This is a genomic window from Chloroflexaceae bacterium, from assembly GCA_025057155.1.
Taxonomy (GTDB): Bacteria; Chloroflexota; Chloroflexia; order Chloroflexales; family Chloroflexaceae; genus JACAEO01.
On the sequence record JANWYD010000004.1, the window covers coordinates 167,168 to 193,141 of the forward strand.

Below are 25,974 nucleotides of genomic sequence, written 5' to 3' on the forward strand. Positions count from 1 at the left end.
ATCCCAGAAATCCTCCTCGCCGACCATTCGTGTACTGGCGCTTGTCGGATGCGCAGATGAGCCTCTCATATGCGAACAGGAGCGAGCAATGAGCGAATCTGAGGAAACGCCCCCGGCCCGGAGCGGGCCGGATCCATCAGAAGGCCACAGTCCGCCGACAGTCTGGCGCGAACGGGCAGCGTTCCACGTCACCATTCACTCGGCAACCGTGGAGGGAGAGGCTCTCGTCTGGGAGACGCGGGCCGATCAGGAAGAGCGTGGCATCTCGATGGTCTGGTCAGGTCTGCCTGGCCAGGAATTGCTGGAATGGATGATCCAGATGGTTGGACTGAGTGAAACCTCCGAGGCTGGCCGTCCGCCGGCTGAGGTTTCCGAGGCGACCCTCACCGGGGCGTCGGCTCCAGGCGATGCGGCTGGAGCCGTAGCGCCGGAGACGCCGGTTGACGATCTGACCCGCATCAACGGTATCACCGCCACGACGGCGCAGCGACTGCGCAAGGCCGGAATTGGCACTTTTGCCCGACTGGCGGCCAGTACGCCCGAAGAGCTGGGCGAATTGCTTAAGCGACCGGCGGAGTCGATTGCGAAACGCGGCTGGATCGAACAGGCTAGAATGCTGGCAGAGAGCGGCGCCGCGCACGTTTCGCCAACCGGCTTGACCGAATCTCCGGAAGAGACAGCCGCGAATGTGGTGATCGAAGTGCATCTCGACGCTACTGGCGACATACTCGACCAGCGCATTATCCGCGAGGGCGAGCCGCTCGGTTCGGAACCCCTGCCTGGAGAAGGGCGGTTGGTGCGCTTCTTCGCCCAGGCGCCGGCCCCGCAGCACGAACTGGCGCGTGGCGGGCTGTATGAATTGTTCCTCGACGAACTCGCTCTGGAGCGCCTGCCTGACCCGTCGCCGGCTGGCGTGACCCGGCTATGCGCCCGTTCGACCCTCCATGTAACCGCGCCTGGCGGAGGGCCAGGCGCGCCGGCATCCTACATCGTGTTCGTGGTTGCCTCCAATCTCGAAACCGGAGCGACAACCCTGCTCCAGAGCGCGCGCGGACATCTGGATCCCACGGTCGAGGCCGTGCCGCTGGAACTGACCTTTGAATTGCCGCCGGTGGGGCGCTATCACACGCTTCTGGTAGCCATGCTGGCCGATATGACCGCCCCGACCGCGGTGGCAGGGCCGCGGTTGCGGGTGTTGCCGTAAGCAGGGGCGACCTGGTTGCTCCATCTCCCCGCTGCCGGGCGCCGCAGTTAAAAACCGGTCAGGTCGAGGCCTTCGTCTTCAAGCGCCTTGAGCGCCTTGAGCCAGGGGCGGAGCCAGTCGTGTCCCCGATCATCGTCCGGGCTGGCGCCGCCGGATCCCTGGTTTTCGCTTGCCGCGAAGGGGTGCAGCTTGTCTGCGACCGGGGATGGCGCCATCGCCGTCCCGGCGAGACCGCCGCAGTGAGTAGCCCGAGTGTTCCCCGGCGTCAGCACCTGGATGCGCCAGACCGGTCGAAGCTGAATCTCCAGCCGGTGGCCGCAATCGGGGCACACCCACTCTTCCGCGCCCGTCGCATTCATTCCTGCTCGCTGCATGACGTGGTGTTCGTGCGTGACCATGGTCCTCTTGAAAACTCCTTACTGTCCGTCGCCTTCGCGTAAAGGCGGCTTATCCGCAATCCGAAATGATAAGGAATGCCTACAGGCTGGTAACCAGCCCTGGCCGCACCTCCACCCCTTCACGCCATGCCTGGCGCCCATCGGGATGAGTGAAGGCAATGCTGTAGAGACCGGGCGGCAGTTCGACGGCTCCGAACCAGCCGTCGCCCGCCGCGGTAAGGTCCCGGAGCCAGGCGCCGTTGTGGAAGAGCGTCACCCTGGCGCCAGGGGCGATCTGCCCGTCAATAACAGCGATGCCTTGCAGATGGCCGCCGGTGGGCGCGACGATCCACGGCCAGGCCGGGACCACGGCCGGCTGCGCGAACACGGTCGCGCGCAACTGGTCCATAAACGCTCGCCGCGCGGTGTCGTTGGAACCGGCGAAGGGCCTGGCGTAGGAGAAGAACGCCACCCCCGCCGTGCCGCGCCCCCGATCGTCGGCGGCCAGCGCCCGCTGCACCTGGCTCACGTTCTGCTCAGGCGTGTTGAGCCACGCGCCGATGCCGGGCACAATCGCCCGCCGCCCCGCCCGCTCGCGGCTGAAGCGCAACCAGCCGTCGTACCAGTCGCGCGACCGGGGGTTCCCCTCGGCGAAGTAGTACATCGGAACGGCGAAGTCGAGGATGCCCTCCTCGAGCCAGGCCGGCCAGTCCTGGAAGACGCGATCATAGGCCGCCGAGCGCCACCACTCGCCGTTGTTGCCCAGGCCCCCCCAGGCGATGGTCGCCGCACTGACCTGAATGGCCGGGTTTTCGGCCTTGGCGCGCAGGTACAACCGCCGGGCCAGTTCGCTCACCCGGTCGCGCCGCCACTGCGACCAGGCCGGATCGTCAGGCGTGGGGCGGTTGTCGAGAGGCCGGCCCTGGGCCTGATTGAAGCGCTCCACACTCACCTGGTTGTAACCGTACTCCTTGCCGGCGAAGCGAATGTAGTCCCAGTGGATCCCGTCCAGCGCCGGGTATGCTCGCAGCAGGTGCTGGACCAGCCGTTCCAGGTAGGTGATGGATTCGGGATGCCCAAAATCCAGGTCTCCCACCTGAATGCCGCTGTAGGTCGCCGTGGTCCAGCGTTCGGCGCCCCTGGCTTCCGGGCCGTGGGCGGTGCAGACGTGCTGCGGGTGGTTCCAGAGCGGATCAGACGGGCGACAGGTCACCGAAATGACCAGCCAGGCGTGGACCTGCACGCCGCGCGAATGGGCCTTTTCAATCAGGTACTCCAGGGGATCGAACTCGTGGGCCGGCGCCAGGCGCGGGTCGGCGCCCCGCGGCTCGAAGGCCCGGTTGTACCAGGCGTCGCCGTGACGGCGAGCCTGCACGAAGATGACGTTGGCGCCGGCGCGCACGACGTTCTCGACCAGTTCGTCAACCTGCGGGTGGTTGTAGAAGCCAGGGTTAAGGTTATCCACCCAGAAGGCGCGCAGTTGCGCGAGCGGCGCCTGGGCCGCCGCCGGGCGGGAGGCGGATGGGGCAAGAAGCATCACGAGGAACAGGAAGGTGGTCAGCACGAGCGCAACATAAGGGCGACGGCGGATGCTCTCAGGTGTAGGGTTTTTCGAGCGAGAAGGGGTTTTCGGCATTCCAGCGCGCTTACGACCCTCACTCCCCCGCCACCCTCTCTCGCGCGCGGGAGAGGGGGGAGTTGGGCGTCCCGATGCCCTGGATGGCGTATGCGACGCGAGGATGCGCCGGAAAACCCTATACCTGAGAAGACGGCGGATGGGGGATGCGCGCATAGGGCCTCCTCCGGGCGGATTTTTGTTGCGGCATTATGCATAGGCGCGGGGTTCTTGTCAACTGTGGCGCAAGCAAGCCCTGCGCGGGAGCGTCTGGGAAGGCGCTGCGCTCCCAGGTAAAAAGCCCGAAATGGCGCACGGGTTCCGCCCCCGAATTCCTGCCCATCTAGACCGGCGAAGGCGCCCGACGCTCCGCAGGCGCCATTCGCCGGAGCAGCGTTCAGAATGCGGGGCGACTCTGAGTAGTTCATAGGACAAAAGCGGCGGGTCCGGGAGGAGCATTGCCCCTCCCGGACCCGCCGCTCGATTTTCTGCTCGCTGGACTTCAGGCAGCCATCATGGGGGTGCGAGTGGCCATGCTGCGCAGCCGGGCGATCCGCTCCGCCGTGTCGGGGTGGGTGCGGAACAGACCGGCCAGCCCGCCCACCAGGGGGTTGACGATGTACATGTGCGAGGTGGCAGGGCTGGTCTCCATTGGCAGGCGCCCTGCGGCCCACTCTAGCTTCTCCAGGGCGCTGGCCAGGGGGAGCGGATCACCGAGGATGCGCGCGCCGCCAGCGTCGGCCAGGTACTCGCGGGAGCGCGAGATGGCCATCTGAATGATCACCGCGGCGATGGGCGCAAGGATCATCATCAGGATGCCACCGACCATCTCGGCGATGCCACCGCCCTCTTCCTCATCACTCTGCCCGGTGAGGCCGGCGAACATCATCCCCCACATCGCCATATCGGCGAGCATCGTGATAGCGCCTGCGATGGTTGCGGCGATGCTGGAGATCAGCGTGTCGCGATGCTTGATATGGGCCAGTTCGTGGGCGATGACCCCGGCCAGCTCATCGCGGGTGAGCAGGCGCGCGATGCCGGTGGTTACCGCGACCGCGCCATTGGCGGGATTGCGGCCCGTGGCAAAGGCGTTGGGCGTCTCGCTCTCAATGATGTAGACCCGCGGCTTGGGGATGCCCGCCCGCTGTGAAAGCACCTCGACCATCTGGTGCAGTTCCGGCGCCTCGGCCGGGCTGACTTCGCGGGCTCCGCTCATCCGCAGGGCCAGTTTATCGGAGAACCACCAGGCGCCCATATTCATCGCCACGGCGATCACCAGGGCGATGATCATACCCGCCTGCCCGCCCAGGGCGCCGCCGATGACAATGAACAGCGCCGTCAGGCCGGCCAGCAGAATAGTTGTCTTGAAAGTGTTCCAGATTTGCATAGCATCGCTCCAGAGCATTCTCACTACTATCAGTCCGTTGCCAGAGGAGACTTCGTCTCAGCGGGAGAAGCGCAGACCCTCTCTGCTTGTCCCTTGCCGGTGCGACGCGCGCCATTGCTCCGCCACACCGGCAAGAGAGAATTGCGGAGGGGCGAAGCTCCTCCGAGCCTCCTCAACGGCGAGAAGGCGCGCTGCGTCTGGTAGTAGATATACCTGATGCCTGGGATGAACAAAAGAGCGCTGATCCCTACGTGCCAGGGGGAGAATCTCATCATTGGTCCCTGTCCCGGACAGGCCCGTGAGGACAACCCTTCGGGCTATCCCCAGTGTCAGGAGCGGAAGGGGAAACAGGAGCTGCCGGCCCCTCAGAGCATGTCCGGCGGGGGGACCAGACCGCGCTGCACGGCGACGATGGCCGCCTGGGTGCGATTGCTCACGCCGAGCTTCTGGAAGATCTCGCTCAGGCGATTGCCGACCGTCTTTTCGGACAGGCTCAGTTTGAGGGCGATGGCGCGATTATCATCGCCCTGCGCCACCAGGGCCAGAATGTCGCGCTCGCGGGGGGTAAGCAGATCGGCGGCCACCGGAGTTGCATCGCCGCGCCGCAGCAGGTCGAGCACGCGAGCCGCGGCGCTGCCGGCCAGGGTCGCCTCGCCGCGGTGGACCACCTGAATGGCCTCGATCAGTTCGCTCGAGTCGGCGTCTTTGAGCAGATAGGCGTTGGCCCCGGCGCGCAGGGCCTCGAGCACCGTTCGCTCGTCGCGGTGCATCGTCAGCACCACGGTGCGGGTGCGCGGACTGATGGCGGCGATCTGCCGCGCCGCCTCGATGCCGGTGATGCCGGGCATGGAGATGTCGAGGAGGGCGATGTCAGGCCGGTGCTGGCGGGCCTGAGCCACCGCGGCGAGACCATCGCTCACCTCGGCCACCACCTTGAAGCCGCCCTTGCGCTCCAGCAGCTCGCGCAGTCCCTGGCGGAACATGGTGTGGTCATCGGCAATCAGAATGGTGATCTGCTCGCTGCTCGTGGTCATAGGCTCCTCACTGGCCCGCTCTGGAATGGCGCCCGCTCAATCGCGCGGTGCAGGACACAGCCGGTATCCTCGCGAGAACCGCGAAAACCGAGTCTTCAAGGCCATGATACCACCTTCGGAAGGGTTTGGGAGAGCAAGGCCTCCCGGCCTCGACGTTCCTCGCCTTGCGAGGGCGCAACGGCGCCGCATCAGCCGCTGATCGCCAGTTGAAGGATGGTTGGGCAAGGTGTGCAGGTTCGTCACCGTTTGCGGCGCTCTGTCTCTGTCCCCCCCGGTTCAGGGGCCGACAGCGCATCCGGGGATGGCAACGCAGGCAGAGCGCTTCTGACAGCTTCACCCGCACTTTGATAACAGATTACGATCCCTTGTCGTTACCGTGTAAAGTTAACATAAAGATGACATTTACATCTGAAGGGCAATTGTTGCCGAAAAATGCTTGAAATGGTGGGGCCAGTGGGTTATAATGTGGGGCACAGTGGGGAAAAGTGGGATAAAGTGGGGATAGAACACACGTTTGCATCAGTATGGGTGTCACACCATGGTGATGCGAACGTCCGGGGCCGGGTCAATGTTCCTGGGCGAGTTCGAGCACACCATTGACGAGAAGGGCCGCGTTGCCATTCCCGCCCGCTTCCGCGAGGAACTGGGCGAGGGATTTGTGTTGACGCGGGGCTTCGATGTGTGCTTGCAGGGGTTTCCGCGCCCGATCTGGCAGCAACTCTCGGAGCGTATCAGCAGCCTGCCAATTTCCAGCGCCGAGGCGCGCAACATGCGCCGCATCCTCTTCGGCTCCGCCGCCGAAGTGGAGATTGACCGTCAGGGCCGCATCCTCATTCCCCAGAACCTGCGCGAATACGCCGGGCTGGCCGAACAGGTCGTGATTACCGGGATGAACACCTATTTTGAACTCTGGTCGAGCGAGCGCTGGCGCGAGGTGCAGGCCAATCTGGCCGACAATGGCGCGGCGATTGCCGAACAATGGGCCAATCTGGGAATCTGATGCCATTTTGGATTTTGGATTTTGGATTTTGGATTGGCGTTAATGGCGTCCCGGTGCAACTTTGGGATGAGGCTTGTGGGCCGTTCGACAGGAACTGGTTCTGGCAGGGTCGGGCGACGCACTGGACGTGAAAGGGCCGTATGTTCAGGAGCAATAGCTGGCAACTGACGTTCGCTCCCCGCCGCCTTCCGGCGCCGGGGCTGGCCCGCGCCCGCGCGCCCTGGCTGCCGGCCGGTCGCGCCATCAGATGGGCGCTGGACGAGTCCCGGCCAGCCCCCTTCCACCACGTTCCGGTGCTGCTGGAGGCGGTGCTTGAGGCGCTGCGCCCGGCGCCGGGGGCCCTGGTGATTGACGCGACAGTGGGCGGCGGCGGGCACGCCCTGGCGCTGCTCCGCGCGGCCCAGCCCGGCGGCCGGCTCCTGGGGATTGACGCTGATCCGGCGGCCCTCGCTGCGGCCCGCGCTCGCCTTGACGCCGCCGGTCTGCCTCCGGGCAGCTTTGTGCTGCATCACGGCCGCTTTGTTGATCTTCAATCCATTGCGACGGCCTACGGCTTCGCGCCGGTTGATGCCGTTCTGCTCGACCTGGGCGTCTCGTCATACCAGCTCGACACTCCCGAACGCGGCTTCAGTTTCTCCGCCGAGGGGCCCCTCGATATGCGCATGGACCCCACCGGCGGCCCGACCGCCGCCGATCTGGTCAACCGGCTCGATGAGCGTGAACTGGCCGATCTGATCTATCGCTACGGCGAAGAGCGCGCCTCGCGCCGCATCGCCCGCCTGATCGTCGAACGGCGACGCCAGGCGCCCATCACGACCACCGCCGACCTGGCCAGCCTGGTGCTCCGCGCGGTCGGACGGGGCGGGCGCGAGCGGATTCACCCGGCCACGCGCACCTTTCAGGCGCTGCGGATCGCGGTGAACCGCGAACTCGAGCAACTCGAGGCGGCGCTGCCTCAGGCCGTGGAGTTGTTGCGCCCCGGCGGCCGCCTGGCGGTGATCAGCTTCCATTCACTTGAAGATCGCATCGTCAAGCAGTTCTTCCGCGCCGAGTCAGGCTATGGCGGCAGCGCTGGCGAGCGCCCGCCCCGCCTGACAATCATTACCCGTAAGCCCATCGAAGCGGCGCCGTCCGAGGTGGCCGCCAACCCTCGCGCCCGCAGCGCTCGCCTGCGGGTCGCCGAACGGCGCGCGTGAGCGCCCGCGCTAGCGTACAGGAACAGGAGCTCGCAGATGGCCGTCAACACGCGTCGTCTCTCATCCATTGAAAGCGCCCGTGCACGGCGCCTGGCCCTGCCTCGCTACCTGCGCCTTGATGGCGCGCGCTACCTGCTTGGCATGGTGATCCTCCTGTGCCTGATGAGCCTGATCGTGCTGGTGCAGACCGGCGTGGTCGCCACCCGCGGGTACGCCATCAGCACCCTTGAGGCGCAGAAAGTCAGCCTGCTGCGCGAACGCACCCGGCTGCAGGAGCGGCAGGCCCGCGCGCAGTCGCTCGAACGCATCCGCCGCCGCGCCGAGCAGATCGGCATGATGCCGGTGCAGGACAGGCAGATCCGCTACATCGAATTGCCCGCCGTGGCGGAGAGCACGCCCGTTGCGCCTGATACTGGTTCCGATTGACAGGATGTAGGGCGACCCTCCGGGTTGCCCTGCTGCAAGCCCGGATCCTGTGACTCCGGCAACGTCTGGGTAAAAGGTTCATGAGCGTCCAGAGCACATCGCGTTTCAACCAGTCCGCTGCGGTCGCCGCTGGCAGACCGTGGGTGCGCCTCTCGCGCTGGCGCATCAATCTGCTGCTCTTCCTGTGCCTGGTGTTGATGGCCCGCATCGTGCTGCGCCTTGGCGAGTTGCAGGTGTTGCGCCACGCCGAGTTGCGCGACCTGGCCAATCGCGAAATTGCCCGGCAGATCACCCTGATGCCGACCCGGGGCACGATTACCGATCGCCAGGGGAACGTGCTGGCGATAGATGTTGATCGCGAGAGCCTCTGGGTGGTGCCGTCGCAGGTGAACCAGGAACGGGCGCCCCGTCTCGCCCTGACCCTTTCCACCCTCGTCGGCAAGCCGGTCGAAGAGATCCTGGCTGCCCTTACTGCCACCGATCGCTACTGGCTGCCGGTGGCCCGCTGGCTCGAACCCGAGGTGGCCGCCCAGATCGAGACGCTCAACGAACCGGGCCTGCGGCTGGAGTATGAGCCGCGGCGGGTCTATCCGCAGGGAACCCTCGCCGCCCACGTGGTCGGTGCGGTGAACTTCAACGGCGATGGCATCAGCGGGATCGAGGCCTTCTACAACTCGCAGCTTAAAGGCATTACCGGCACCCTGGAGGCCGAATTCGACGGCGCCCGCAATCCTATCGCCATCGCCCCCTCGCGCACCGTGCCGCCCCGCCACGGGATCAACATCCAGACCACCCTCGATCCCTTTATCCAGTACATGATCGAGCGTGAGTTGAAGAAGGCGGTTGAGGAGCATGACGCCGACGGCGGCTCGATTATCGTCATGGACCCGCGCACCGGCGCCATTCGCGGCATGGCGAGCTGGCCCATCTTTGACCCGAACCGCTACGGCGACTACCCGCCGGAGATCTACGGACGCAATCCGGCGGTCAACAATCTCTATGAACCAGGCAGCACCTTCAAGATCGTCACCGTGGCCGCCGGGTTGCAGGCGCGGGCCTTTACCGCCGATACCACCGTGAACGACACCGGCGTGATCTACCGCTACGGCTACTCGCTCAGCAACTGGAACAGCGGCGCCAATGGCCCGCTCACGCCCGAAGGGGTGCTGTACTTCTCCAGCAACGTCGGCGCGCTGCAATTGAACGAACTGATCGGTCCTGAGAAGTTTTACGCGCTCCTGCGCGATTTCGGCTTCGGGCGCCCCACCGGGGTTGAGCTCGGCGGCGAGGAGCAGGGGATCATCAATAGCTGGGGCAGCCCGACCTACAACGACCTGAACTTCCTGACCAACGCCTACGGCCAGGGCATCTCCGTCACTCCATTGCAGATGGTGCAGGCCATGGCGGCCATCGCCAATGATGGCGTGATGATGCGGCCCTATGTGGTTGAACGCCGCTGCGATGGCCCCGTCTGCACCGACACCGAGCCGGTGGAGGCGGGACGGCCGGTAGAGCCAGGCGTGGCCTGGACGGTGCGGCGGATGCTGGTGCACTCGGCCAACCATTACGCGCCCGTGGTCTGGGCGCCGATCACCGGCAGTTATGCCGATGCCTGGCTCGTGCCCGGCTATCAGGTGGGCGCGAAGACGGGCACCTCCAGCATTCCTATCGAGGGTGGGGGCTACGACCCCAACTACACCATCGGCTCGGTGCTGGGCTTCGGTCCGCTCGATAATGCCCACTTCGCCGTACTGGTGAAGATTGATCGGCCCAAAGATGACATCTGGGGCGTCGGCACGGCCATCCCCGTCTTCTATAAGGTGATGGACGAATTGCTGCGTTACGAACGCCTCCCGCCCGATCCGGCCCTGGTCAGTCCGGGGCAATCCTAGCGGGCGCCGGTTTATCAGCTTCTTCTCATTAGGCGCGGCTGCGCCGCGGCGAATGGGGAAGGAGAACATGGACTATAATTGCCCTCGGTTTTTCCCTGGTTTCTGCCGGGACTGGAGGGCAAGGTGCTGCCGTTGATTGATGTCTTGATCGGGGTGCAGCCGCGCTGGTCGCGCGCGACGCCGTCGCTCCCGGCCTTCTGGCAAACGGTGAGCTTCGGCGAGGCGGTGACCGACTCGCGGGAAGTGGAGCCGGGAACGCTCTTCCTCGCCCTGGCGGGCGAACGCACCGATGGACACAATTTTCTGCCCGATGTGCTGGCGCGCGGCGCGCGGGGGGCCCTGGTCACCCGCGCCGCGGTCGAGGCTCGACGCGCGACCCTTGACGGGGTCGCCCGCCCCTGGGTCATCGTCGAACCTGCCACCGCCGATGGCCTGGCCGAGGCGCCGCCCGATGCGTGCCTGCTCATCGCCGTAGACGACCCGCTGATGGCTGTTCAGCGCCTGGCCGTCTACCATCGCCGAAAGCTCACGCCTACCGTTGTTGGTATCACCGGAAGCGTGGGCAAGACCTCCACCAAGGAGGTCGTGGCGGCTGTGTTGAGCCGCCGCTTCCGAACCTTAAAAAGTAAACGCAGTTTTAATAGCGAGGCCACCCTTCCGACCACCCTGCTCCGGTTAACGCCCGACCACGATGTCGCCGTGCTGGAGATGGGGATGTGGGCGCCGGGCGAGATCCGCTTCCTGGCGGCCCTCGCCCGGCCCCAGGTCGGGATCGTCACCAATGTCGGCCCGTCGCATCTGGAGCGCCTCGGCAGCCTCGAGGCCATCGGCTGGGCCAAGAGCGAGTTGCCCGAGAGTCTGCCCGCCGAGGGCTGGGCTATTCTCAACGCCGATGATCCGCGCGTGCGGGCCATGGCCGCGGCTACGCCGGCCCGCGTCTTTACCTATGGCTGCTCTCCCGATGCCGACCTGCGCGCCGAGGCGATCGCCAGCTTCGGCCTGGAGGGCATCGCCTTTGTCGCCCATCACGCCGGCGCCAGCGTGCCGCTCCGTTTGCCCATGATCGGCAAACATCATGTGTACACCGCCCTGGCCGCGGCGAGCGCTGGCCTGGTGCTCGGTCTGAGCTGGCACGAGATTATCGAGGGTCTCTGTGACCGGCAAGCCGACTCGCGCGTCAACGTGATGACAACCCCCGCCGGCGCGACCCTGATTGACGACACCTACAATGCCGCGCCACTCTCGACCCTCGCGGCCCTCGATGTGCTGGCCGACCTCGATGGTCCCCGCATTGCCATCCTCGGCGATATGCTGGAACTTGGCGCCGTCGAAGAAGAGGGGCACCGCCGCGTCGGGCGCCGGGTCGCCAGCGTCGCCGAGCGCCTGATCACCCTTGGGCAGCGAGGGCGCTGGATCGCCGATGAGGCCCTGAAGTCTGGCATGCCTCCCGAACGGGTGCTGGTCTGCAGCCGTCACGAAGAAGTAGTCGCCGCTGCACGCCCGCTGCTGGCCCCCGGCGTTCGCGTGCTGGTCAAAGGCTCGCGGGCCATGGAGATGGAACGCATCGTCGCAGCTTTACAACGGCGACTGGAGGAGGAGTGAGGTGGACGTCCTACGTGCGGTGCTGGTGCAGGATATGGCCCGCGCGCTGCTGCTTGCCGCAGCCGCGTTCGCGCTGACCCTGATCGTCGGCGCGTGGTACGTGCCGTTTGCCCGCCGGCATAAACTCGGCAAACAGATCCGCGCCGACGGCCCCCAGAGCCACCTGGCTAAAACGGGCACCCCGACAATGGGCGGCATCATGATCGTCAGCACGGTCGTGATACTCACCGTGCTGTTCAATCTGGTGGATCGCTGGTCAATGCTGCTGCCCCTGGCTGTGCTGGTGAGCTTCGCCGTGCTCGGCGGGGTGGATGACTGGATGACCCTGACCGGCTCGCGCTCCAGAACCTATGGCTTTACTGTTCGTTATAAGTTCTGGCTGATGATGGCGGTGGCCTTCATCGCCTCGCTGGCTCTCTACCTGCCGCCGCCGTTCGGCCTTGGACACGAAGGGCGCTTGCAGATCCCCTTCGTTGGCGAGCGCGATATCGGGGTGTTCTTCATCCCCATCGCTACGCTGATTATCGTCTTCATCGCCAATGCGGTAAACCTCACCGATGGCCTCGATAGCCTCGCCGGCTGGAACCTGACCCTGGCCTTCGGCGCCTATGGGGTGATGACCTTCCTGGCCGAGCCGCGCCTCACTAACCTGATGGCCTTTAGTTTCACCCTGGTCGGGGCCTGCGCCGCCTTTCTCTGGTACAACGCCCACCCGGCGCAGGTCTTCATGGGCGATCTCGGCGCGCTGTCCCTCGGCGCAACCCTCGCCCTGGTCGCCCTGCAGTCGCAGCAGTGGCTCCTGCTGCCGGTAGTCGGCTTCGTCTTCGTCATCGAGGCGCTGTCGGTGATCATCCAGACCGGCTACTTCAAATGGACGAAGTGGCGTTATGGCCAGGGCCGCCGCATCTTCAAGATGGCGCCGCTGCACCATCACTTCGAGTTGCTCGGCTGGAGCCAGGTGCAGGTGACTCAGCGGTTCGTGTTGATCGCCACGGTCGCGGCAATGATCGGCATCTCGCTGGCCATTCTCTTTGCTCCGCCGGCGCCAAAACAGGCCGAACAGAATCCAACCACCCTCGTGGTTGAGACCAACCCGTAATGATAGACCTTCGCGGCAAGCGCGTGCTGGTGATGGGCCTGGGGGTCCACGGCGGCGGTCTGGGGGTCGCACAGTGGTTGTTGCGTCAGGGGGCGGCGATCACCGTTACCGACCTGGCCTCCCCCGAAGCGCTGGCCGCGCCCCTGGCCCTCCTGAACGCCGCCGCCGCCCGGATCGGGGCCAGCGTAACTTATGCCCTTGGCGAACACCGCGCCGAGGATTTCACTTCCCACGATCTGATCGTCGCCAATCCTGCCGTTCGTCCCGACTCGCCCTGGCTGGCCCTGGCTCGCGCCGCCGGGACGCCGGTCGAGACGGAGATGACCCTCTTCTTTCGCGCCTGTCGCGGCCCCATTCTCGGCGTTACGGGCACCAAGGGCAAGACCACCACGGCTCTGCTTCTCGCCGCGATGCTGCGCGAAGACTTTCCCGATACGGTGGCGGCGGGGAACATGCGCGTCTCGGCCCTGGCGGCCCTCGATAACATCGGCCCTGCCACGCCCGTAGTGCTGGAACTGTCGAGCTTTCAGCTTGAGCGCCTCGGCGCCGCCGGCCTCAGTCCGCCCTATGCGCTGGTCACCAATCTCTCGCCCGACCACCTGAACTGGCACGGCTCGATGGAGGCCTATGCCGCTGCCAAGCGCCAGATCTACTGGCATCAGACCGCCGATGGGGTCGTGGCGCTCAATGGCGCTGATGATGCGTCGGTCGAGTATTTTCCGCCTCCCGACCCGGGCGGCCGGCTGATCCAGGTCTGCGCCGGCCCGGCCTGGTCAGGGGCCGCCTGCCGCTACCCCCGCTCGTCGCGACGTCCCGCGGCGACCGTGGTGTTGCGTGATGATCAGGTGATCTGGGACGACCCGGACGGCGCCTTTGGCCCGCCCTCGCCGCCGGGAGGTGAAGCGCTCTTCGCCCGCGACGAGGTGCGACTGCCCGGAGCGCACAATCTAGCCAACGCGATGATGGCCGCCGCCCTGGCGCGGGCCTTCGGGGTCGCCGCCGCTTCCCTTCGCGCCGCCCTGCGCGGCTTCGGCGGCGTCGAGCATCGTCTGGAACTGGTGCGCGAACTCGACGGGGTGCGCTACGTCAACGACACGACCGCCACCAATCCCGCTGCCGCCCTCGCCGCGCTGGAGACCATCGCCCCGCCGGTGGTGTTGATCGCCGGGGGCGCCGATAAGCAACTTGAGTTCGCCGCCCTGGGCGCGGCGATTGCCCGGCGGGTCAGGGCCCTGGTTCTGCTGGAGGGCAGCGCCACGCCGCGCCTGCTCGAGGCCGTGCGCGCCGCAGCCTCCGACCCGCCGCTTATCGCCGGGCCGTATGACGACTTCGCGACGGCGATCCAGACGGCCCGCAGCCTCGCCGCGCCCGGCGATACGGTGCTCCTCTCGCCCGGCTGCGCCAGTTTCGGCATGTTCCGCAATGAGTTCCATCGCGGCGAGGAATTTCGGCGTCTGGTGGGCGAGTTGTAAAGCTGCGATCCGGGGTCGCTGCGCGGTCTTGCGTAACACGAGGTTCCGGCCAGCCCCTCTCTCCTGCCTTCCCCCGTTGGGCCTGCCCCTTCCACCAGCGGGAGAGGGCCGGTGAAGAGGCCGAACGACGCTCCGACCCTCCAGTTGCCGCCGGTTCCCGTTCCGGCTATGCTGTAGCCTATGACACAACCACCTGACGAATCCGATGACCTGAACGGGGTTCTGCGGCGCCTGCAAGAGGAATTCGGGACGCGCCGGTTCACGGAAGAGCCTGAAGATGAGGATCCCCGCCCCTCTCCGCCAGGAAGCGACCCGCCGCTGCAAGCGGCCGGGCCGCCTCCGCCACGGACGCCAGTGTTGCTGGCCAGGCGGCCCCGGGCTACCTGGGTGTTAATGGCGGCGATTCTGTTGATGTACGGCCTGAGCGTCCTGCTCAGCGGGGCCCTGTTTCAGCCCGATCTGCGGGCGTTGCTCGCGCTGGGGGCCAAGGAGAACAGCCTGATTGATGCCGGCCAGTACTGGCGCCTCGTCAGCGCCACGTTTCTGCACGCCAACCTGGTGCATATCTTCTTCAACAGTTTCGCCCTCTACGTCCTTGGCCCCGAAACGGAACGGATCTACGGCACGCCGCGCTTCCTGGCCCTCTACTTCCTGGCCGGGATCGGCGGGAGCGTGGCGTCGTACCTGCTCTCACCCGCACCCGCTGTCGGGGCCAGCGGGGCGATCTTCGGGCTGATCGGCGGCCTGGGGATCTTCTACTTCCTGAACCGCGCCATCCTGGGCGAGTTCGGGCGCGCCCAACTGCAGAGCATGGTCGCGATTGCGGTGATCAACCTGATCATCGGCTTTTCCTCCGCGGGGGTGATTGACAACTGGGGACACCTGGGCGGGCTGATCGTGGGCGCGCTGGCGGCGCTGGCCCTGGCGCCGCGTCTGCGGCTGGATCCGCGTTTCTCCGCGCCGCTGCTGGTCCGCAGCGCGCCGCCGTGGGGATGGGCCGTCGCGGCGGCGCTGTGCATCGCGATGATCGCGCTCGCCGTGCTCCTGCCGGGGGCCAGATGAGCGCGCCTGGGCAATCAGGGGGAACCTGTGACCGAACGCACCTCCCGACCGGATTATGTGCTGCTCGCCACTGTAGGCTCACTGGTGGCTCTGGGCCTGGTGATGGTCTATAGCGCGAGCTTTATTGAGGCTTTCCGCGATCACCAGAATCAGTACTATTATCTGGTGCGCCAGACGATCGGCGCTATCATTGGCGCGATCGGAATGTATGTCGCTATTCGGATCGATTATCGAATCTGGCGAAGGTATTCGGTGCATCTTATGGCGGCGGCGCTCCTGCTGCTCTTCCTGGTGCTGATCCTGCCCGATTCGATGACGAAGGTGAATAACTCGCGCTCGTGGATCCGTTTTGGCGAAGGCGTGCTCGGCCTGGTCAGCGTCCAGCCCGCCGAACTGGCCAAGCTGGCGATTATCATCTACTTCGCCGACTGGCTCTCACGGCGCAGCGAGAAGCTGAGCAATGTGACCTATGGTTTGATCCCCTTCAGTGTGATGCTCGGCCTGGTCTGCGGCCTGGTGATGCTCCAGCCCGACCTGGGCACCACGGTCGTGCTGGTGCTGATCGGCGGGGTGATCTACTTCGCCGCCGGCGCCAATCTCTGGCACGTGGCCGGCGCCGCCGCGCTGGGGGTGGGGGCCTTCTGGTTCCTGGTCTTTGTGATGGGAGTGCGCAACTATCGCATCCTGGCCTTTCTCGACCCCTGGAAGTACTACGACACCTTCGGCTTCCAGCCTATTCATGCCATGCTGGCCCTGGGCAGCGGGGGCATCTTCGGCCAGGGGCTGGGCCAGGGGCGCCAGAAGTTCCAGTGGCTGCCGCAGGCCTATACCGATACCATTTTTGCTATCATTGGCGAAGAACTGGGATTGATCGGCGCCCTGGCGGTGATTGCGGCCTTCGTGGTCTTCACCTATCGCGGGTTTCGCATCGCCGGGCGCGCGCCAAACCCCTTCGCCGCCCTGGTGGCCGTGGGCGTCACGAGCTGGATCTGCCTCCAGGCGCTGATCAATATCGGGGTGACTACCTCGCTGTTGCCCTTCACCGGGTTGACGCTGCCGTTTCTTTCATATGGCAATACGTCGCTCTACACCAGCATGATCGCCGTTGGCATCCTGTTGAACATCTCGAAACATACTGTGCAGCACCACTCGCAGGAGATTACCGATGCCCCGCCTCTTCGGCGCTTCCCCGCTTTCCTCGCCCTGCAGCATCGTTTTGTCTGGCGGGGGCACGGGCGGTCACGTGTACCCGGCTCTGGCGGTCGCCGCGGCTATCGCCGCCGCTAGGCCAGGCTACGAGGCGCCGCATCTGGTGTATGTGGGGAGCGTCGGTGGTATGGAGGAACGCATCGTGGCCAGCGAGAGCCGGTTGCCCTTCCGGGGGCTGCCCGCGGCGGCCCTGCGCGGGCGCGGGCCGTTGGGTATGCTCCGTGGAGTTGTGACCATCGCCGCTGGCGTGCGCGCGGCCCGGCGCCTGCTCGCCGAGGTGCGCCCGGCGGCCATTCTGGGCACCGGTGGCTACGTCTGCGTGCCGCTGTTCCTCGCCGCGCGCAGCCGCGGCGTGCCTACCCTGATCTATCTGCCCGACGTTGTGCCCGGGCTGGCCGTGCGCTTCCTCTCACGCATCGCCACCCTTACGGCGACGAGCGTCGAGGAGTCTCTGCCGCGCCTCGGCCTGCGGCCCGGCCATCCCCGCGCCCTGGTCACTGGCTACCCGGTGCGCCCGGAGTTGTTCGCCCAGGACCGGGCAACCTGCCGGCGGGCCTTCGACCTCTCGGACGATCTGCCGGTGCTGCTGGTGTACGGCGGGAGTCGCGGCGCGCGCAGCCTCAACCGGGCGATGGAGGCCTTGCTGCCGGATCTGCTCGCCCACTGCCAGATCATCCACGTCTGCGGCCGCGAAGGCGATGAGGTCTGGCTGCGGGAAGCGGCAGAGCGCCTCCCGGCCGGCTTGCAGGCCCGCTACCGGCTCTTTCCCTATCTCAGCAGCAATGCCGGGTCGCATTCAATGGTGCGCGCTTTCGGGGCGGCCGACCTGGCCGTGTGTCGGAGCGGCGCCTCCACCCTTGCAGAGTTGCCCGCCGCGGGACTCCCGGCTGTCCTGGTTCCGTACCCGTATGTTCATCAAGATGAAAATGCGGATTATCTGGTGCGTCGCGGCGCCGCGGTTAAGGTGCCCGACGGGGAAATGCTCGGCAGCGGGCCGCCGCAGGCAGGGCCGCTTTACCAGACCATTCTCCGCCTGGTCCGCGATCCGGCAGAACGCGCGCGGATGGCTGCTCGCAGTCGGGAGCTGGCCCGGCCTGACGCCGCGCAGAACCTGGCTGAGGCACTGCTTGGTCTCGCTGCAAGGAGGGGTGGCTGATGGATCTTTCTAGAGCAGGCCAGCTTATACCAATCGCCCAGGCTTCGATCACCCTGACCCTTACCGGGGCGGCCCTCTTGTTGATCGTCCTCGCCATCGGCGGCTACTGGGGCTTCCAGCAGGGCTTTCGCAACATGCTTACCGTGACCCTCTGGACGATTGCCGCCTATGTGCTCACGGTGCAGGGTGGCAACTTCGTGATCGGGGTCATCAACCGCCTCTGGCAGAATGGCCCCGCCCTGATCGCCTTCTTGCTCGGCCAGGACCCTGACGCCGCACCGCAACTCGATCCGCTGATCAGCCCGACGTTGCAGATCCCGCTCTTCTTCCGGTTGATCACCTTCGTGGCTCTGGTGTTCCTGGGCTTCTTCTTCAACAAGACCGCCGGCTGGCGCGGCAACCCCAGCCCTAAAGAGCCGCTAGCCCAGCCTCTGGGTCTCTTCGCGGGCGCGCTGGTGGTTCTGCTCTGGTCCAACGCGGCGGTGAACTTCTGGACAGAGTATCGGGAGGCTGGCGGCGCCCGGCTCGCTCCGTTGGACAGCTTCCTGAACACCCTGCCCGACGTGCGCGCCTTCATCCCGTCGCTGATTACGATCTTCTTTCTGATCTTGATCATCCTGGTGATTGTCAACTTCCCGAAGGTCTGGAAACCCTGAGCCGGGAGGCGCGAAAGGGTCAATCTCTGCCATCGGGTGGGGGCGTGGGGAAACCCGGTTGCCCTGCACGCTCGGAGGGGCGCGCACAAAGGCATGCATTACCACATCATCGGCATCGCCGGGTCGGGCATGAGCGCCATTGCTGCGATCTTGCTCGACCAGGGCCACACCGTCAGCGGGTCGGATCTGAATGCCAACCGCCTTACCGCGGCCCTGGCCGTCCGCGGGGCCGTAATCTACCAGGGCCACGCTCCGGCCCACGTCGCCGGCGCTGATGCAGTGCTGGCCACCGCCGCCGTGCGTCCCGACCATCTGGAGCTCGTCGCGGCGCGCGACGCGGGCATTCCCGTGCTCGGTCGGGCCGACCTGTGGCGCGAGTGGTCGCGGCAACGGCTGGTGGTGGCCGTCGCCGGCACCCATGGCAAGACGACCACCAGCGCCATGATCGCCGTGGCCCTGCGCGGGGCCGGTATCGAGGCGGGCTACCTGATCGGCGCCGAAGTCCCTGACCTGGGTGGCAACGCCGCCTGGGGCCGCCCCGAGGCGCCTCTGGTGATCGAGGCCGATGAGTACGACCGGGTTTTCCTGGCCCTGCGCCCCGCCATCGCGGTGATCACTAACGTAGAGTGGGATCATCCCGACATCTACCCCTCCGCCGAGGAGTACGCCGCGGCCTTCGCCCGCTTCGCCGCCCTGGCGCCTTCCCCCGACCGGGTGGTGCTCTGCAGCGATGATCCGGGGGCCCTTGGCCTCGGTCTGGCCGGGGCGATGCTCTACGGCATCGAGGAGGCCATGGCCGCCGATCCGGTCTCGTGCCGCCTGGCGCCATTCGACTGGTCGGCCAGCGGCGTGGCGCCCACTGCTGACGGCGGCGTGCGCTTCGATCTGTGGCGCTACAACCGGCAACGCTTCGCCCAGCAGCGCCTTGGCAGCCTCAGCCTGCGCCTGCCCGGTTCCCATAACGTCCGCAATGCCCTGGCGGCCCTGGCCGTCTGCGCGCTGCTTCAGGCGCCCCTCGACGCTGGCGCGCGCGCCCTCGCCGCTTTCCGCGGCACGGCGCGGCGCTTCGAGATCAAGGGCGAAGCTGCGGGCGTTACCGTAGTTGATGACTACGCTCACCACCCTACCGAGGCCCGCGCGACGCTGGAAGCGGCGCGGATGCGCTTTCCAGGTCGGCGGCTGGTGCTCTACCTGCAGCCGCACACCTTCAGCCGCACCGCCGCCCTGCTCGATGAGTGGCCCGCCGCCTGCGCCGCTGCCGATCTGGTGCGCGTTGGCGATGTATACGCCGCTCGCGAGCAGGGCGACGCCCCGGGCCTTGCCCGCGCCCTGGCCGAACGGGTCGCCGCCCTCGGCCTCGACGCTCGCTACGCTGGTGGCCTCGAAGCCGCCGCCCGCCTCCTCGCCGTCGAGGTGCAATCGGGCGATGTCGTGCTCACCCTTGGCGCCGGCGATGGCGACCGCGTCGGTGTCCTGCTGCTGGAGCATTTGCGTGCCAGATGATTGAGTGCCGTAGCGCGCCATAATCCAGAAGCACCACGCCCAATCTAAAATCCAAAATCTAAAATCCAAAATCCAAAATGAATCTCACCACCGCTCCGCTCCCCATCCGCGAACACGAGCCGATGGACCGCCACACTTCCTGGCGCGCTGGCGGCGTCGCCCGCTACTATGCCGAAATCGGTGCCCGCGCCGAGGCGCTGGCCCTGGCGGCCTGGGCGCGGGAGCATGCGCTTGCCACGATCTGGGTGGGGCGCGGCACCAATCTCCTGGTGCGCGACGCGGGCTATCCCGGCCTGGTCGCGGTGTATCGGGCCCAGCAGTGGCGGATTGACGAACACGGCGATACCGCCGCCTTGAACGTCGAAGCCGGCGCGCCGATGGCCGGTCTGGCCCGCCGCCTCGCCGCTATGGGCTGGGCCGGCCTGGAGTGGGCCGAGGGGCTGCCGGGGGCCGTCGGCGGGGCTGTGGTCGGCAATGCCGGGTGCTACGGCGGCGATACCGCCAGTGTGCTGCTCAGCGCTGAGGTGCTGGTGGACAACGTGGTTGAAACCTGGCCCGTCGAACGGCTGGCCTACAGCTACCGCACCAGCGCCCTCAAAGAGGCCTGCATGTCTCCAGGCGCGCTCCCGCCCCTGGTGCTCTCGGCCACCTTCCGGCTCACCCGCGACGACCCGGCCAGGCTCATGGCCTCCATGCAACGCATTGCTGCTGAACGCAAGCGCAAAACTCCCGCCGGAAGCTCCTGCGGCAGCGTCTTCAAGAACCCGCCCGGCGACAGCGCCGGGCGCCTCATCGAGCGCGCAGGGTTAAAGGGACGCCGGGCGGGCGGGGCGATTATCAGCCCCGTTCACGCCAACTATATCGTCAATACCGGCGGTGCCACCGCCGCCGACATCATGACCCTGATTGACCTCGCCCGGAGTGAAGTGCTGCGCCAGTTCGGCGTCGCCCTGGAGCTGGAGGTGTGCGTGTTGTGAGGGCGAGGACGTGGAAAAAAAGCATCGGGTTCCTCTCTTACCGGAGCGTGCGGGTCCCGGCAACAACCAGATCGCCCTCAACGGGCAGGGGCAATGAGGTAACCCGGTTTCCCCATCGCTCTCAACCGGATCGGGGCATGCGGGTTCCGCCAGACGCTCTAGCGTTTCTCGCAAAGATTGACCCCAACGATGGTAGCGCGAGCCAGGCGGCTCGGCATCCTCAGGGGATCGATCATTCCCGGTCAGGGCGATCAACAGACTGATCCCAGGAGAAGCAACGCATGTCCGGCAAAATGACCGTCGCCGTCCTCTTCGGCGGCCAGAGCGGCGAACACGAGGTCTCCCTGGTCTCCTCTCACGCCATTATGACCAATCTGGACCCTGCGCGCTACGAGGTATTACCGGTGGGGATCACCAGAGAGGGCCGCTGGCTGGCTGGCGCGGGCGCCCATGCCGCCCTGGTCGCCGCTGCTGATCCTGCCCGGCTGCCGGCAGGCGTGAACCTCTCCGCCGACGTTGCCGGGCCGGTGATCGAAGACTTTAACCTCCTGCACGCCGCCGGCCAGGTAGACGTGGTCTTCCCCGTGCTGCACGGGCCGATGGGCGAGGATGGCACGGTGCAGGGCCTGCTGGAACTGGCGGGCCTGCCCTACGTCGGCTGCGGCGTGGCCGCGAGCGCGGTGGGGATGGACAAGGCCCTGATGAAGGCCGCCTTCGCCGCCGCGGGCCTGCCATTACTCCCGTGGCTTCTGGTACGCCGCGTGGACCTGGCCGATGTCGAGGCCGTCTGCGCGCGGGTCGAAGCGGCGCTGCGCTATCCAGTCTTCGTCAAGCCGGCAAACATGGGCAGCAGCGTTGGCGTCAGCAAGGCGCGGGATCGCGACAGCCTGCGGGCGGCCCTGGCCGAGGCGGCACGCTACGATCGGCGCATCGTTGTGGAGCAGGGCATCCCGGCCCGCGAGATCGAGGTGAGCGTGCTCGGCAACGACGCGCCCCAAGCCAGTGTGGCCGGTGAGATCGTGCCGTCGGGCGAATGGTACGACTACACCGCCAAGTATCTTGCCGGGGACTCGCGCCTGTTGATCCCCGCTCCGCTGGAGGCTGATCTGGCTGAACAGGCCCGCGACCTGGCCCTGCGAGCCTTTCTGGCCATTGATGGCGCCGGCCTGTCGCGGGTTGATTTTCTGCTCAACCGCGAGACCGGCGTCCTCTGGGTGAACGAGGTCAACACCATGCCCGGCTTTACACCGATCAGCATGTACCCGCAGTTGTGGGCCGCCAGCGGACTGGCCTATCCCGAACTGCTCGACCGGCTCATTCAACTGGCGCTGGAGCGCCACGAGCAACGCCGGGCCACGCGGCCCGGATAACGCTCAACCTGGCTTCTCTCGCAATCGGCAATCAAAAGGCGACAATCGGACTATGGAATATAACACCCCCAATACCCGTGAACGCATCGCGGCGCGCCGCCAGCAACGGCGGGCCGCGCCACCCCCTCCGACGCCGCGGCGGCTGCCGGCAGCGCTGGTGTCAGGCCAGCAGGCTGTGCCGGGCGCCCGTCGCCTGCTGACATCCTGGCTCGCGAATGGCCGGCTCCTCTCCCTGGCGATCTGCATCGTCGCCGTCGGCATCATGGCCTATGCCCTCACCTCCCCGCGCTTCAGCGTAAGGCAGATCCGCGTCGAGGGCAACCGCATCCTCGAAGCCGAACTGGTGGCCGACCTGGCCGACGCGTTCGGGCGGCCTATCTGGTTCGTCAAACCCGCGGCCGTCGCCGCGCGCCTGCACGAGAACGCCTACATCGCCTCGGCTTCGGTTGACCTGGCCCTGCCCGATGTGATGCGCATCCGTATCGTCGAACGTCGCCCGGAAGTGCGCTGGCAGGCGGGCGGCATGCACTACCTGGTGGATGGAACCGGCAAGGTCCTCGGTCTGGCCCGCGAAAGCGCCGCCGACGACGTGCTGGTCATCGCTGACCACTCGCACCTCGAATTGAAGCCCAACGACCTGGTGGATGTTGACGCCGTACACCTGGCCCAGGAACTGGCCCTGCGCCTGCCGGTGGAACTGGGCTTCACTCCGGTCCAGATCGGCTGGGACTATGGCCTGGGCGTGTTCGTGCGCGGCCCCCTTGGACAGACGATCGTCTTTGGACGAAGTGAGAATCTTGATCGTAAACTGGCCATATTGAACGTATTGTTACAAGATCAAACTGCATTTACCTATCTCGATCTACGTCCGTCGAACCCGTTCTACCAGAACCGGGCGCCTGCCACGCCGGCCCCGGTCAGCACTCCGGCCCCCTAGGGTCCTGAGCGTGGAAGAGGGCAACCCTTTCCGCGGTTGCGCGCCAACTGCGAAAAGATGAGAGAACGCTATGCACCGGACCATCGTTGGAATTGATGTCGGCACCACCAAAGTCTGCACCATTGTGGCCCAGGTATCCGACGCGGGCAAACTCAACATCCTTGGGGTTGGCCTCACCCCGAGCAAAGGACTCGACAAAGGCGTGGTGGTCAACATTGACGACGCCGTCAATGCCATCGCCGCCAGCGTCGAGAAGGCCGAACGCCTGAGCGGCTACCGTGTCGCTACCGCCTTCGTGGGCGTGAGCGGCCGCCACATCTCCTCGCTCAACAGCCGCGGCGTGGTGGCGGTGCAGCGACCCGACCGCGAGATCACCCGCAACGACGTCGCGCGAGCGGTCGAGTCGGCCCAGGCGGTCGCCATTCCCACCCAGCGCGAGATTATCCACGTGATCCCCCGCGCCTACGTGGTGGACGGCAATGAGGGCATCCGCGACCCCATCGGCATGAGCGGCTTTCGCCTGGAGGTCGAAACCCATATTGTCACCGGCGAGGTGATGGCCATCCAGAACCTCATCCGCAGTGTGCAAAAGGCGGGGTTGGAGATTGACGACCTGGTGCTGCAACCGCTGGCCTCCGGCGAGGCGGTGCTTACCGACGAGGACAAGGATCGCGGGGTCATGCTCGTTGACATCGGCGGCGGCACCACCGACATCGCCATCTTCGTGCAGGGCGGAGTCTGGCACACCAGCGTCATCTCGGTGGGCGGCAATCACTTTACCAACGACATCACCTACGTGCTGCATACGCCTCACAACACCGCCGAGTATCTGAAGATCCGCTACGGCAGCGCCATCGCCGAGGAGCCGTCGCGCGAGGGTGAAGAGGGCGACACGGTCGAGATTGACACCCTGACGGTCGGTGAAAAACAGAAAATAAGCCGGCGCCTGCTCAACGAGATCATCCAGGCCCGGGCCGAGCAGGTGGTGGAACTTATATACAACGAGATCAAGCGCAGCGGCTACGAGGGCCTGCTCCCGGCAGGCATCGTCCTTACCGGCGGAGCGGCCCAGTTGCATCGCTTCGACGAGCTGGTGCGCGAAATGCTGGGCATGCCAGTGCGCATCGGCGTGCCCGCCGATCTCAGCGGCCTGGCCGACTCCCTTGACAGCCCCACCTACGCTACCGGCGTAGGTCTGCTCCGCTGGGGGGCGCGCCACGGACTCTCGATGCTCGGACCTGCCCATCGTTCGGAGGAGCGGCAAGGCTGGGGTAATGTCTACGAACGTTTCAAGGGCTGGTTGCGAGAGTTTCTGCCCTGAAGGGCCTGCCCCGTGGTGCAATTCTCTCGATTGCACCATGGTATTCGACCATCATCTACCAGGAGGAATAACAATGGTTGACCGCACCAACAATGGCCTGACGCTTGAGGATTTCGCTCAGATCAAGGTCGTAGGAGTCGGAGGTGGAGGCAGCAATGCCGTGGATCGCATGATCGCCGACGGGGTGCAGGGGGTCGAGTTCATTACCGTCAACACCGACGTGCAGGCGCTGATGCATTCCCTGGCGCCGACCCGCATCCGTATCGGCGATAAGCTCACCCGCGGGCTGGGTTCGGGAGGCAACCCGGTGATCGGCCAGAAGGCCGCCGAGGAGAACCAGGAAGACATCTACGAGCAGCTCAAGGGGGCGGATATGGTCTTCGTGGCCGCCGGCATGGGCGGCGGCACTGGCACCGGCGCTTCGCCCATCATCGCGGGCATCGCCCACGACCTCGGCGCGCTCACCGTGGGCGTGGTCACCCGCCCCTTCACCTTCGAGGGCAACCATCGCCGCAAACTGGCTGAGGCCGGCATCGAACAGTTGCGCCCCGTGGTTGATACTCTGATCGTCATTCCCAATGATCGCCTGCTCCAGATGGCCAGCAAGAACACCTCCTTCACCCAGGCCTTCCAGATGGCCGACAATGTGCTGCGCCAGGGCATCCAGGGCATCGCCGACCTGATTACCCAGCGTGGCTTGATCAATCTCGATTTCGCCGATGTCAAGACGATCATGGCCCAGCAGGGGTCGGCGCTGATGGCCATCGGCTATGGCAAGGGCGACAGCCGCGCCGTTGATGCGGTGAACCAGGCCATCGCCAGCCCCTTGCTTGAAGTCAGCATTGACGGCGCCAAGGGCGTGCTCTTCAATGTGACCGGCGGCGAGGATCTCGGCATTCTTGAAGTCTACGAGGCCGCCGATATCGTCGCCAAGCAGGTGGACCCCGACGCGCACATTATGGTCGGTGCAGTGATTGACCCGACCTTCCCGCCCGGCGAGATCAAGGTCACGCTGATCGCTACCGGCTTTGACCTGAGCAAGCCGAATGCCAGCACGCAGCGTTCGCGCTCCTACCCTACCGTGGCGACCAGCGCCGGCCACGCCACCGCGCACTACCCCCAGCCTGCTCCAGTGTCGCGCCATCCGCAACCCGCGCCGCAGCCGCGCATCGCTCCTAGCTTCAGTAGCGGCGATGATCTTGACATTCCGCCCTTCCTGCGGAACCGCCATCGCAAGTAGCACGTCGTCCTACACCGGAGGGTGGGGGGGGTGGGGAAACCCCGTTTCCTTACACCCCTGCCTGCGGGAGGCTGTGGGAGGGCGACAGCCCTGGTGATGGCAATTCGCTGCTTGACAATCCCGCCGTACCTCGCTATAATACGCGTCCAACTTTACAACGGGGAGGGGTGAAAACCCCTCCCCGTTGTCACCTTAAGCGCATGGTACGATACGAATTCGTAGTAGCCAGGCTCGTATGG

General features: G+C 66.1%; 22 protein-coding genes. 18 read left to right on the forward strand and 4 right to left on the reverse strand.

Annotated features, from left to right (window positions below; genetic code table 11):
• Positions 1–88: 88 nt before the first annotated feature.
• Positions 89–1,204, forward strand: coding sequence for a hypothetical protein (locus tag NZU74_04645; protein MCS6880599.1), 1,116 nt, complete (start codon positions 89–91; stop codon positions 1,202–1,204).
• Between the two features lie 47 nt (positions 1,205–1,251).
• On the opposite strand, the gene NZU74_04650 is transcribed toward NZU74_04645, so the two are convergent.
• From NZU74_04650 to NZU74_04665, 4 genes are all read right to left on the reverse strand, one after another.
• On the reverse strand, positions 1,252–1,578 hold the full coding sequence (locus NZU74_04650; protein MCS6880600.1) for a hypothetical protein: 327 nt from the start codon (positions 1,576–1,578) through the stop codon (positions 1,252–1,254).
• 103 nt (positions 1,579–1,681) lie between these two features.
• A complete protein-coding gene (locus tag NZU74_04655) occupies positions 1,682–3,145 on the reverse strand; it encodes a family 10 glycosylhydrolase (GenBank protein ID MCS6880601.1) in 1,464 nt (487 codons plus the stop codon).
• Between the two features lie 553 nt (positions 3,146–3,698).
• Positions 3,699–4,583 (reverse strand): zinc metalloprotease HtpX, encoded by an 885-nt coding sequence (htpX, locus tag NZU74_04660; protein ID MCS6880602.1) that lies wholly within the window; start codon positions 4,581–4,583, stop codon positions 3,699–3,701.
• 365 nt (positions 4,584–4,948) lie between these two features.
• Positions 4,949–5,617 (reverse strand): response regulator transcription factor, encoded by a 669-nt coding sequence (locus NZU74_04665; protein MCS6880603.1) that lies wholly within the window; start codon positions 5,615–5,617, stop codon positions 4,949–4,951.
• A 568-nt stretch (positions 5,618–6,185) separates the two neighbouring features.
• Here NZU74_04665 and mraZ point away from each other — a divergent pair.
• The 17 genes from mraZ (at position 6,186) to ftsZ (ending at position 25,735) form a co-directional block, all read left to right on the forward strand.
• Positions 6,186–6,617, forward strand: coding sequence for a division/cell wall cluster transcriptional repressor MraZ (gene mraZ, locus NZU74_04670; GenBank protein ID MCS6880604.1), 432 nt, complete (start codon positions 6,186–6,188; stop codon positions 6,615–6,617).
• A 140-nt stretch (positions 6,618–6,757) separates the two neighbouring features.
• Positions 6,758–7,813: a 16S rRNA (cytosine(1402)-N(4))-methyltransferase RsmH gene (gene rsmH, locus NZU74_04675; GenBank protein ID MCS6880605.1), complete on the forward strand. Its 1,056-nt coding sequence runs from the start codon at positions 6,758–6,760 to the stop codon at positions 7,811–7,813.
• A 36-nt stretch (positions 7,814–7,849) separates the two neighbouring features.
• Positions 7,850–8,239 carry a hypothetical protein gene (locus NZU74_04680; GenBank protein ID MCS6880606.1) on the forward strand — a complete coding sequence of 130 codons (390 nt, stop codon included), beginning with the start codon at positions 7,850–7,852 and terminating at the stop codon, positions 8,237–8,239.
• A gap of 80 nt (positions 8,240–8,319) precedes the next feature.
• On the forward strand, positions 8,320–10,131 hold the full coding sequence (locus NZU74_04685) for a penicillin-binding protein 2 (GenBank protein MCS6880607.1): 1,812 nt from the start codon (positions 8,320–8,322) through the stop codon (positions 10,129–10,131).
• 78 nt (positions 10,132–10,209) lie between these two features.
• The gene (locus NZU74_04690; protein MCS6880608.1) at positions 10,210–11,733 is read left to right on the forward strand and encodes a UDP-N-acetylmuramoyl-tripeptide--D-alanyl-D-alanine ligase; all 1,524 of its coding nucleotides are present in this window, start codon (positions 10,210–10,212) and stop codon (positions 11,731–11,733) included.
• A 1-nt stretch (position 11,734) separates the two neighbouring features.
• Positions 11,735–12,832, forward strand: a complete 1,098-nt coding sequence (gene mraY, locus NZU74_04695) for a phospho-N-acetylmuramoyl-pentapeptide-transferase (GenBank protein ID MCS6880609.1) — start codon at positions 11,735–11,737, stop codon at positions 12,830–12,832.
• A complete protein-coding gene (gene murD / locus NZU74_04700; GenBank protein ID MCS6880610.1) occupies positions 12,832–14,304 on the forward strand; it encodes a UDP-N-acetylmuramoyl-L-alanine--D-glutamate ligase in 1,473 nt (490 codons plus the stop codon). Before mraY ends, murD begins: the two co-directional genes overlap by 1 nt.
• A gap of 180 nt (positions 14,305–14,484) precedes the next feature.
• Positions 14,485–15,366, forward strand: coding sequence for a rhomboid family intramembrane serine protease (locus NZU74_04705; GenBank protein MCS6880611.1), 882 nt, complete (start codon positions 14,485–14,487; stop codon positions 15,364–15,366).
• A 27-nt stretch (positions 15,367–15,393) separates the two neighbouring features.
• Positions 15,394–16,653 carry a putative lipid II flippase FtsW gene (gene ftsW / locus NZU74_04710; GenBank protein ID MCS6880612.1) on the forward strand — a complete coding sequence of 420 codons (1,260 nt, stop codon included), beginning with the start codon at positions 15,394–15,396 and terminating at the stop codon, positions 16,651–16,653.
• Positions 16,610–17,731, forward strand: coding sequence for a UDP-N-acetylglucosamine--N-acetylmuramyl-(pentapeptide) pyrophosphoryl-undecaprenol N-acetylglucosamine transferase (locus NZU74_04715; protein ID MCS6880613.1), 1,122 nt, complete (start codon positions 16,610–16,612; stop codon positions 17,729–17,731). Before ftsW ends, NZU74_04715 begins: the two co-directional genes overlap by 44 nt.
• The gene (locus NZU74_04720; protein ID MCS6880614.1) at positions 17,731–18,387 is read left to right on the forward strand and encodes a hypothetical protein; all 657 of its coding nucleotides are present in this window, start codon (positions 17,731–17,733) and stop codon (positions 18,385–18,387) included. The genes NZU74_04715 and NZU74_04720 overlap by 1 nt, the downstream gene beginning before the upstream one ends.
• A gap of 93 nt (positions 18,388–18,480) precedes the next feature.
• The gene (gene murC, locus NZU74_04725) at positions 18,481–19,890 is read left to right on the forward strand and encodes a UDP-N-acetylmuramate--L-alanine ligase (GenBank protein MCS6880615.1); all 1,410 of its coding nucleotides are present in this window, start codon (positions 18,481–18,483) and stop codon (positions 19,888–19,890) included.
• A 77-nt stretch (positions 19,891–19,967) separates the two neighbouring features.
• Complete coding sequence (murB, locus tag NZU74_04730; GenBank protein ID MCS6880616.1) at positions 19,968–20,867, forward strand: UDP-N-acetylmuramate dehydrogenase; 900 nt, start codon at positions 19,968–19,970, stop codon at positions 20,865–20,867.
• A 293-nt stretch (positions 20,868–21,160) separates the two neighbouring features.
• Complete coding sequence (locus tag NZU74_04735; protein MCS6880617.1) at positions 21,161–22,237, forward strand: D-alanine--D-alanine ligase; 1,077 nt, start codon at positions 21,161–21,163, stop codon at positions 22,235–22,237.
• A gap of 52 nt (positions 22,238–22,289) precedes the next feature.
• On the forward strand, positions 22,290–23,174 hold the full coding sequence (locus NZU74_04740) for an FtsQ-type POTRA domain-containing protein (protein ID MCS6880618.1): 885 nt from the start codon (positions 22,290–22,292) through the stop codon (positions 23,172–23,174).
• A 70-nt stretch (positions 23,175–23,244) separates the two neighbouring features.
• Positions 23,245–24,495, forward strand: coding sequence for a cell division protein FtsA (gene ftsA, locus NZU74_04745; protein MCS6880619.1), 1,251 nt, complete (start codon positions 23,245–23,247; stop codon positions 24,493–24,495).
• Between the two features lie 73 nt (positions 24,496–24,568).
• Positions 24,569–25,735, forward strand: coding sequence for a cell division protein FtsZ (gene ftsZ, locus NZU74_04750; GenBank protein MCS6880620.1), 1,167 nt, complete (start codon positions 24,569–24,571; stop codon positions 25,733–25,735).
• Positions 25,736–25,974 lie beyond the last annotated feature (239 nt).

Excerpts from the sequence above, each read along its gene's own strand:
- NZU74_04645 (MCS6880599.1), top strand. The coding sequence starts at position 89 with ATGAGCGAATCTGAGGAAACGCCCCCGGCCCGGAGCGGGCCGGATCCA.
- NZU74_04650 (MCS6880600.1), bottom strand. The coding sequence starts at position 1,578 with ATGCAGCGAGCAGGAATGAATGCGACGGGCGCGGAAGAGTGGGTGTGC.
- htpX (MCS6880602.1), bottom strand. The coding sequence starts at position 4,583 with ATGCAAATCTGGAACACTTTCAAGACAACTATTCTGCTGGCCGGCCTG.
- NZU74_04665 (MCS6880603.1), bottom strand. The coding sequence starts at position 5,617 with ATGACCACGAGCAGCGAGCAGATCACCATTCTGATTGCCGATGACCAC.
- mraZ (MCS6880604.1), top strand. The coding sequence starts at position 6,186 with ATGTTCCTGGGCGAGTTCGAGCACACCATTGACGAGAAGGGCCGCGTT.
- rsmH (MCS6880605.1), top strand. The coding sequence starts at position 6,758 with ATGTTCAGGAGCAATAGCTGGCAACTGACGTTCGCTCCCCGCCGCCTT.
- NZU74_04680 (MCS6880606.1), top strand. The coding sequence starts at position 7,850 with ATGGCCGTCAACACGCGTCGTCTCTCATCCATTGAAAGCGCCCGTGCA.
- NZU74_04685 (MCS6880607.1), top strand. The coding sequence starts at position 8,320 with ATGAGCGTCCAGAGCACATCGCGTTTCAACCAGTCCGCTGCGGTCGCC.
- murD (MCS6880610.1), top strand. The coding sequence starts at position 12,832 with ATGATAGACCTTCGCGGCAAGCGCGTGCTGGTGATGGGCCTGGGGGTC.
- NZU74_04705 (MCS6880611.1), top strand. The coding sequence starts at position 14,485 with ATGACACAACCACCTGACGAATCCGATGACCTGAACGGGGTTCTGCGG.
- NZU74_04720 (MCS6880614.1), top strand. The coding sequence starts at position 17,731 with ATGGATCTTTCTAGAGCAGGCCAGCTTATACCAATCGCCCAGGCTTCG.
- murC (MCS6880615.1), top strand. The coding sequence starts at position 18,481 with ATGCATTACCACATCATCGGCATCGCCGGGTCGGGCATGAGCGCCATT.
- murB (MCS6880616.1), top strand. The coding sequence starts at position 19,968 with ATGAATCTCACCACCGCTCCGCTCCCCATCCGCGAACACGAGCCGATG.
- NZU74_04735 (MCS6880617.1), top strand. The coding sequence starts at position 21,161 with ATGACCGTCGCCGTCCTCTTCGGCGGCCAGAGCGGCGAACACGAGGTC.
- NZU74_04740 (MCS6880618.1), top strand. The coding sequence starts at position 22,290 with ATGGAATATAACACCCCCAATACCCGTGAACGCATCGCGGCGCGCCGC.
- ftsA (MCS6880619.1), top strand. The coding sequence starts at position 23,245 with ATGCACCGGACCATCGTTGGAATTGATGTCGGCACCACCAAAGTCTGC.
- ftsZ (MCS6880620.1), top strand. The coding sequence starts at position 24,569 with ATGGTTGACCGCACCAACAATGGCCTGACGCTTGAGGATTTCGCTCAG.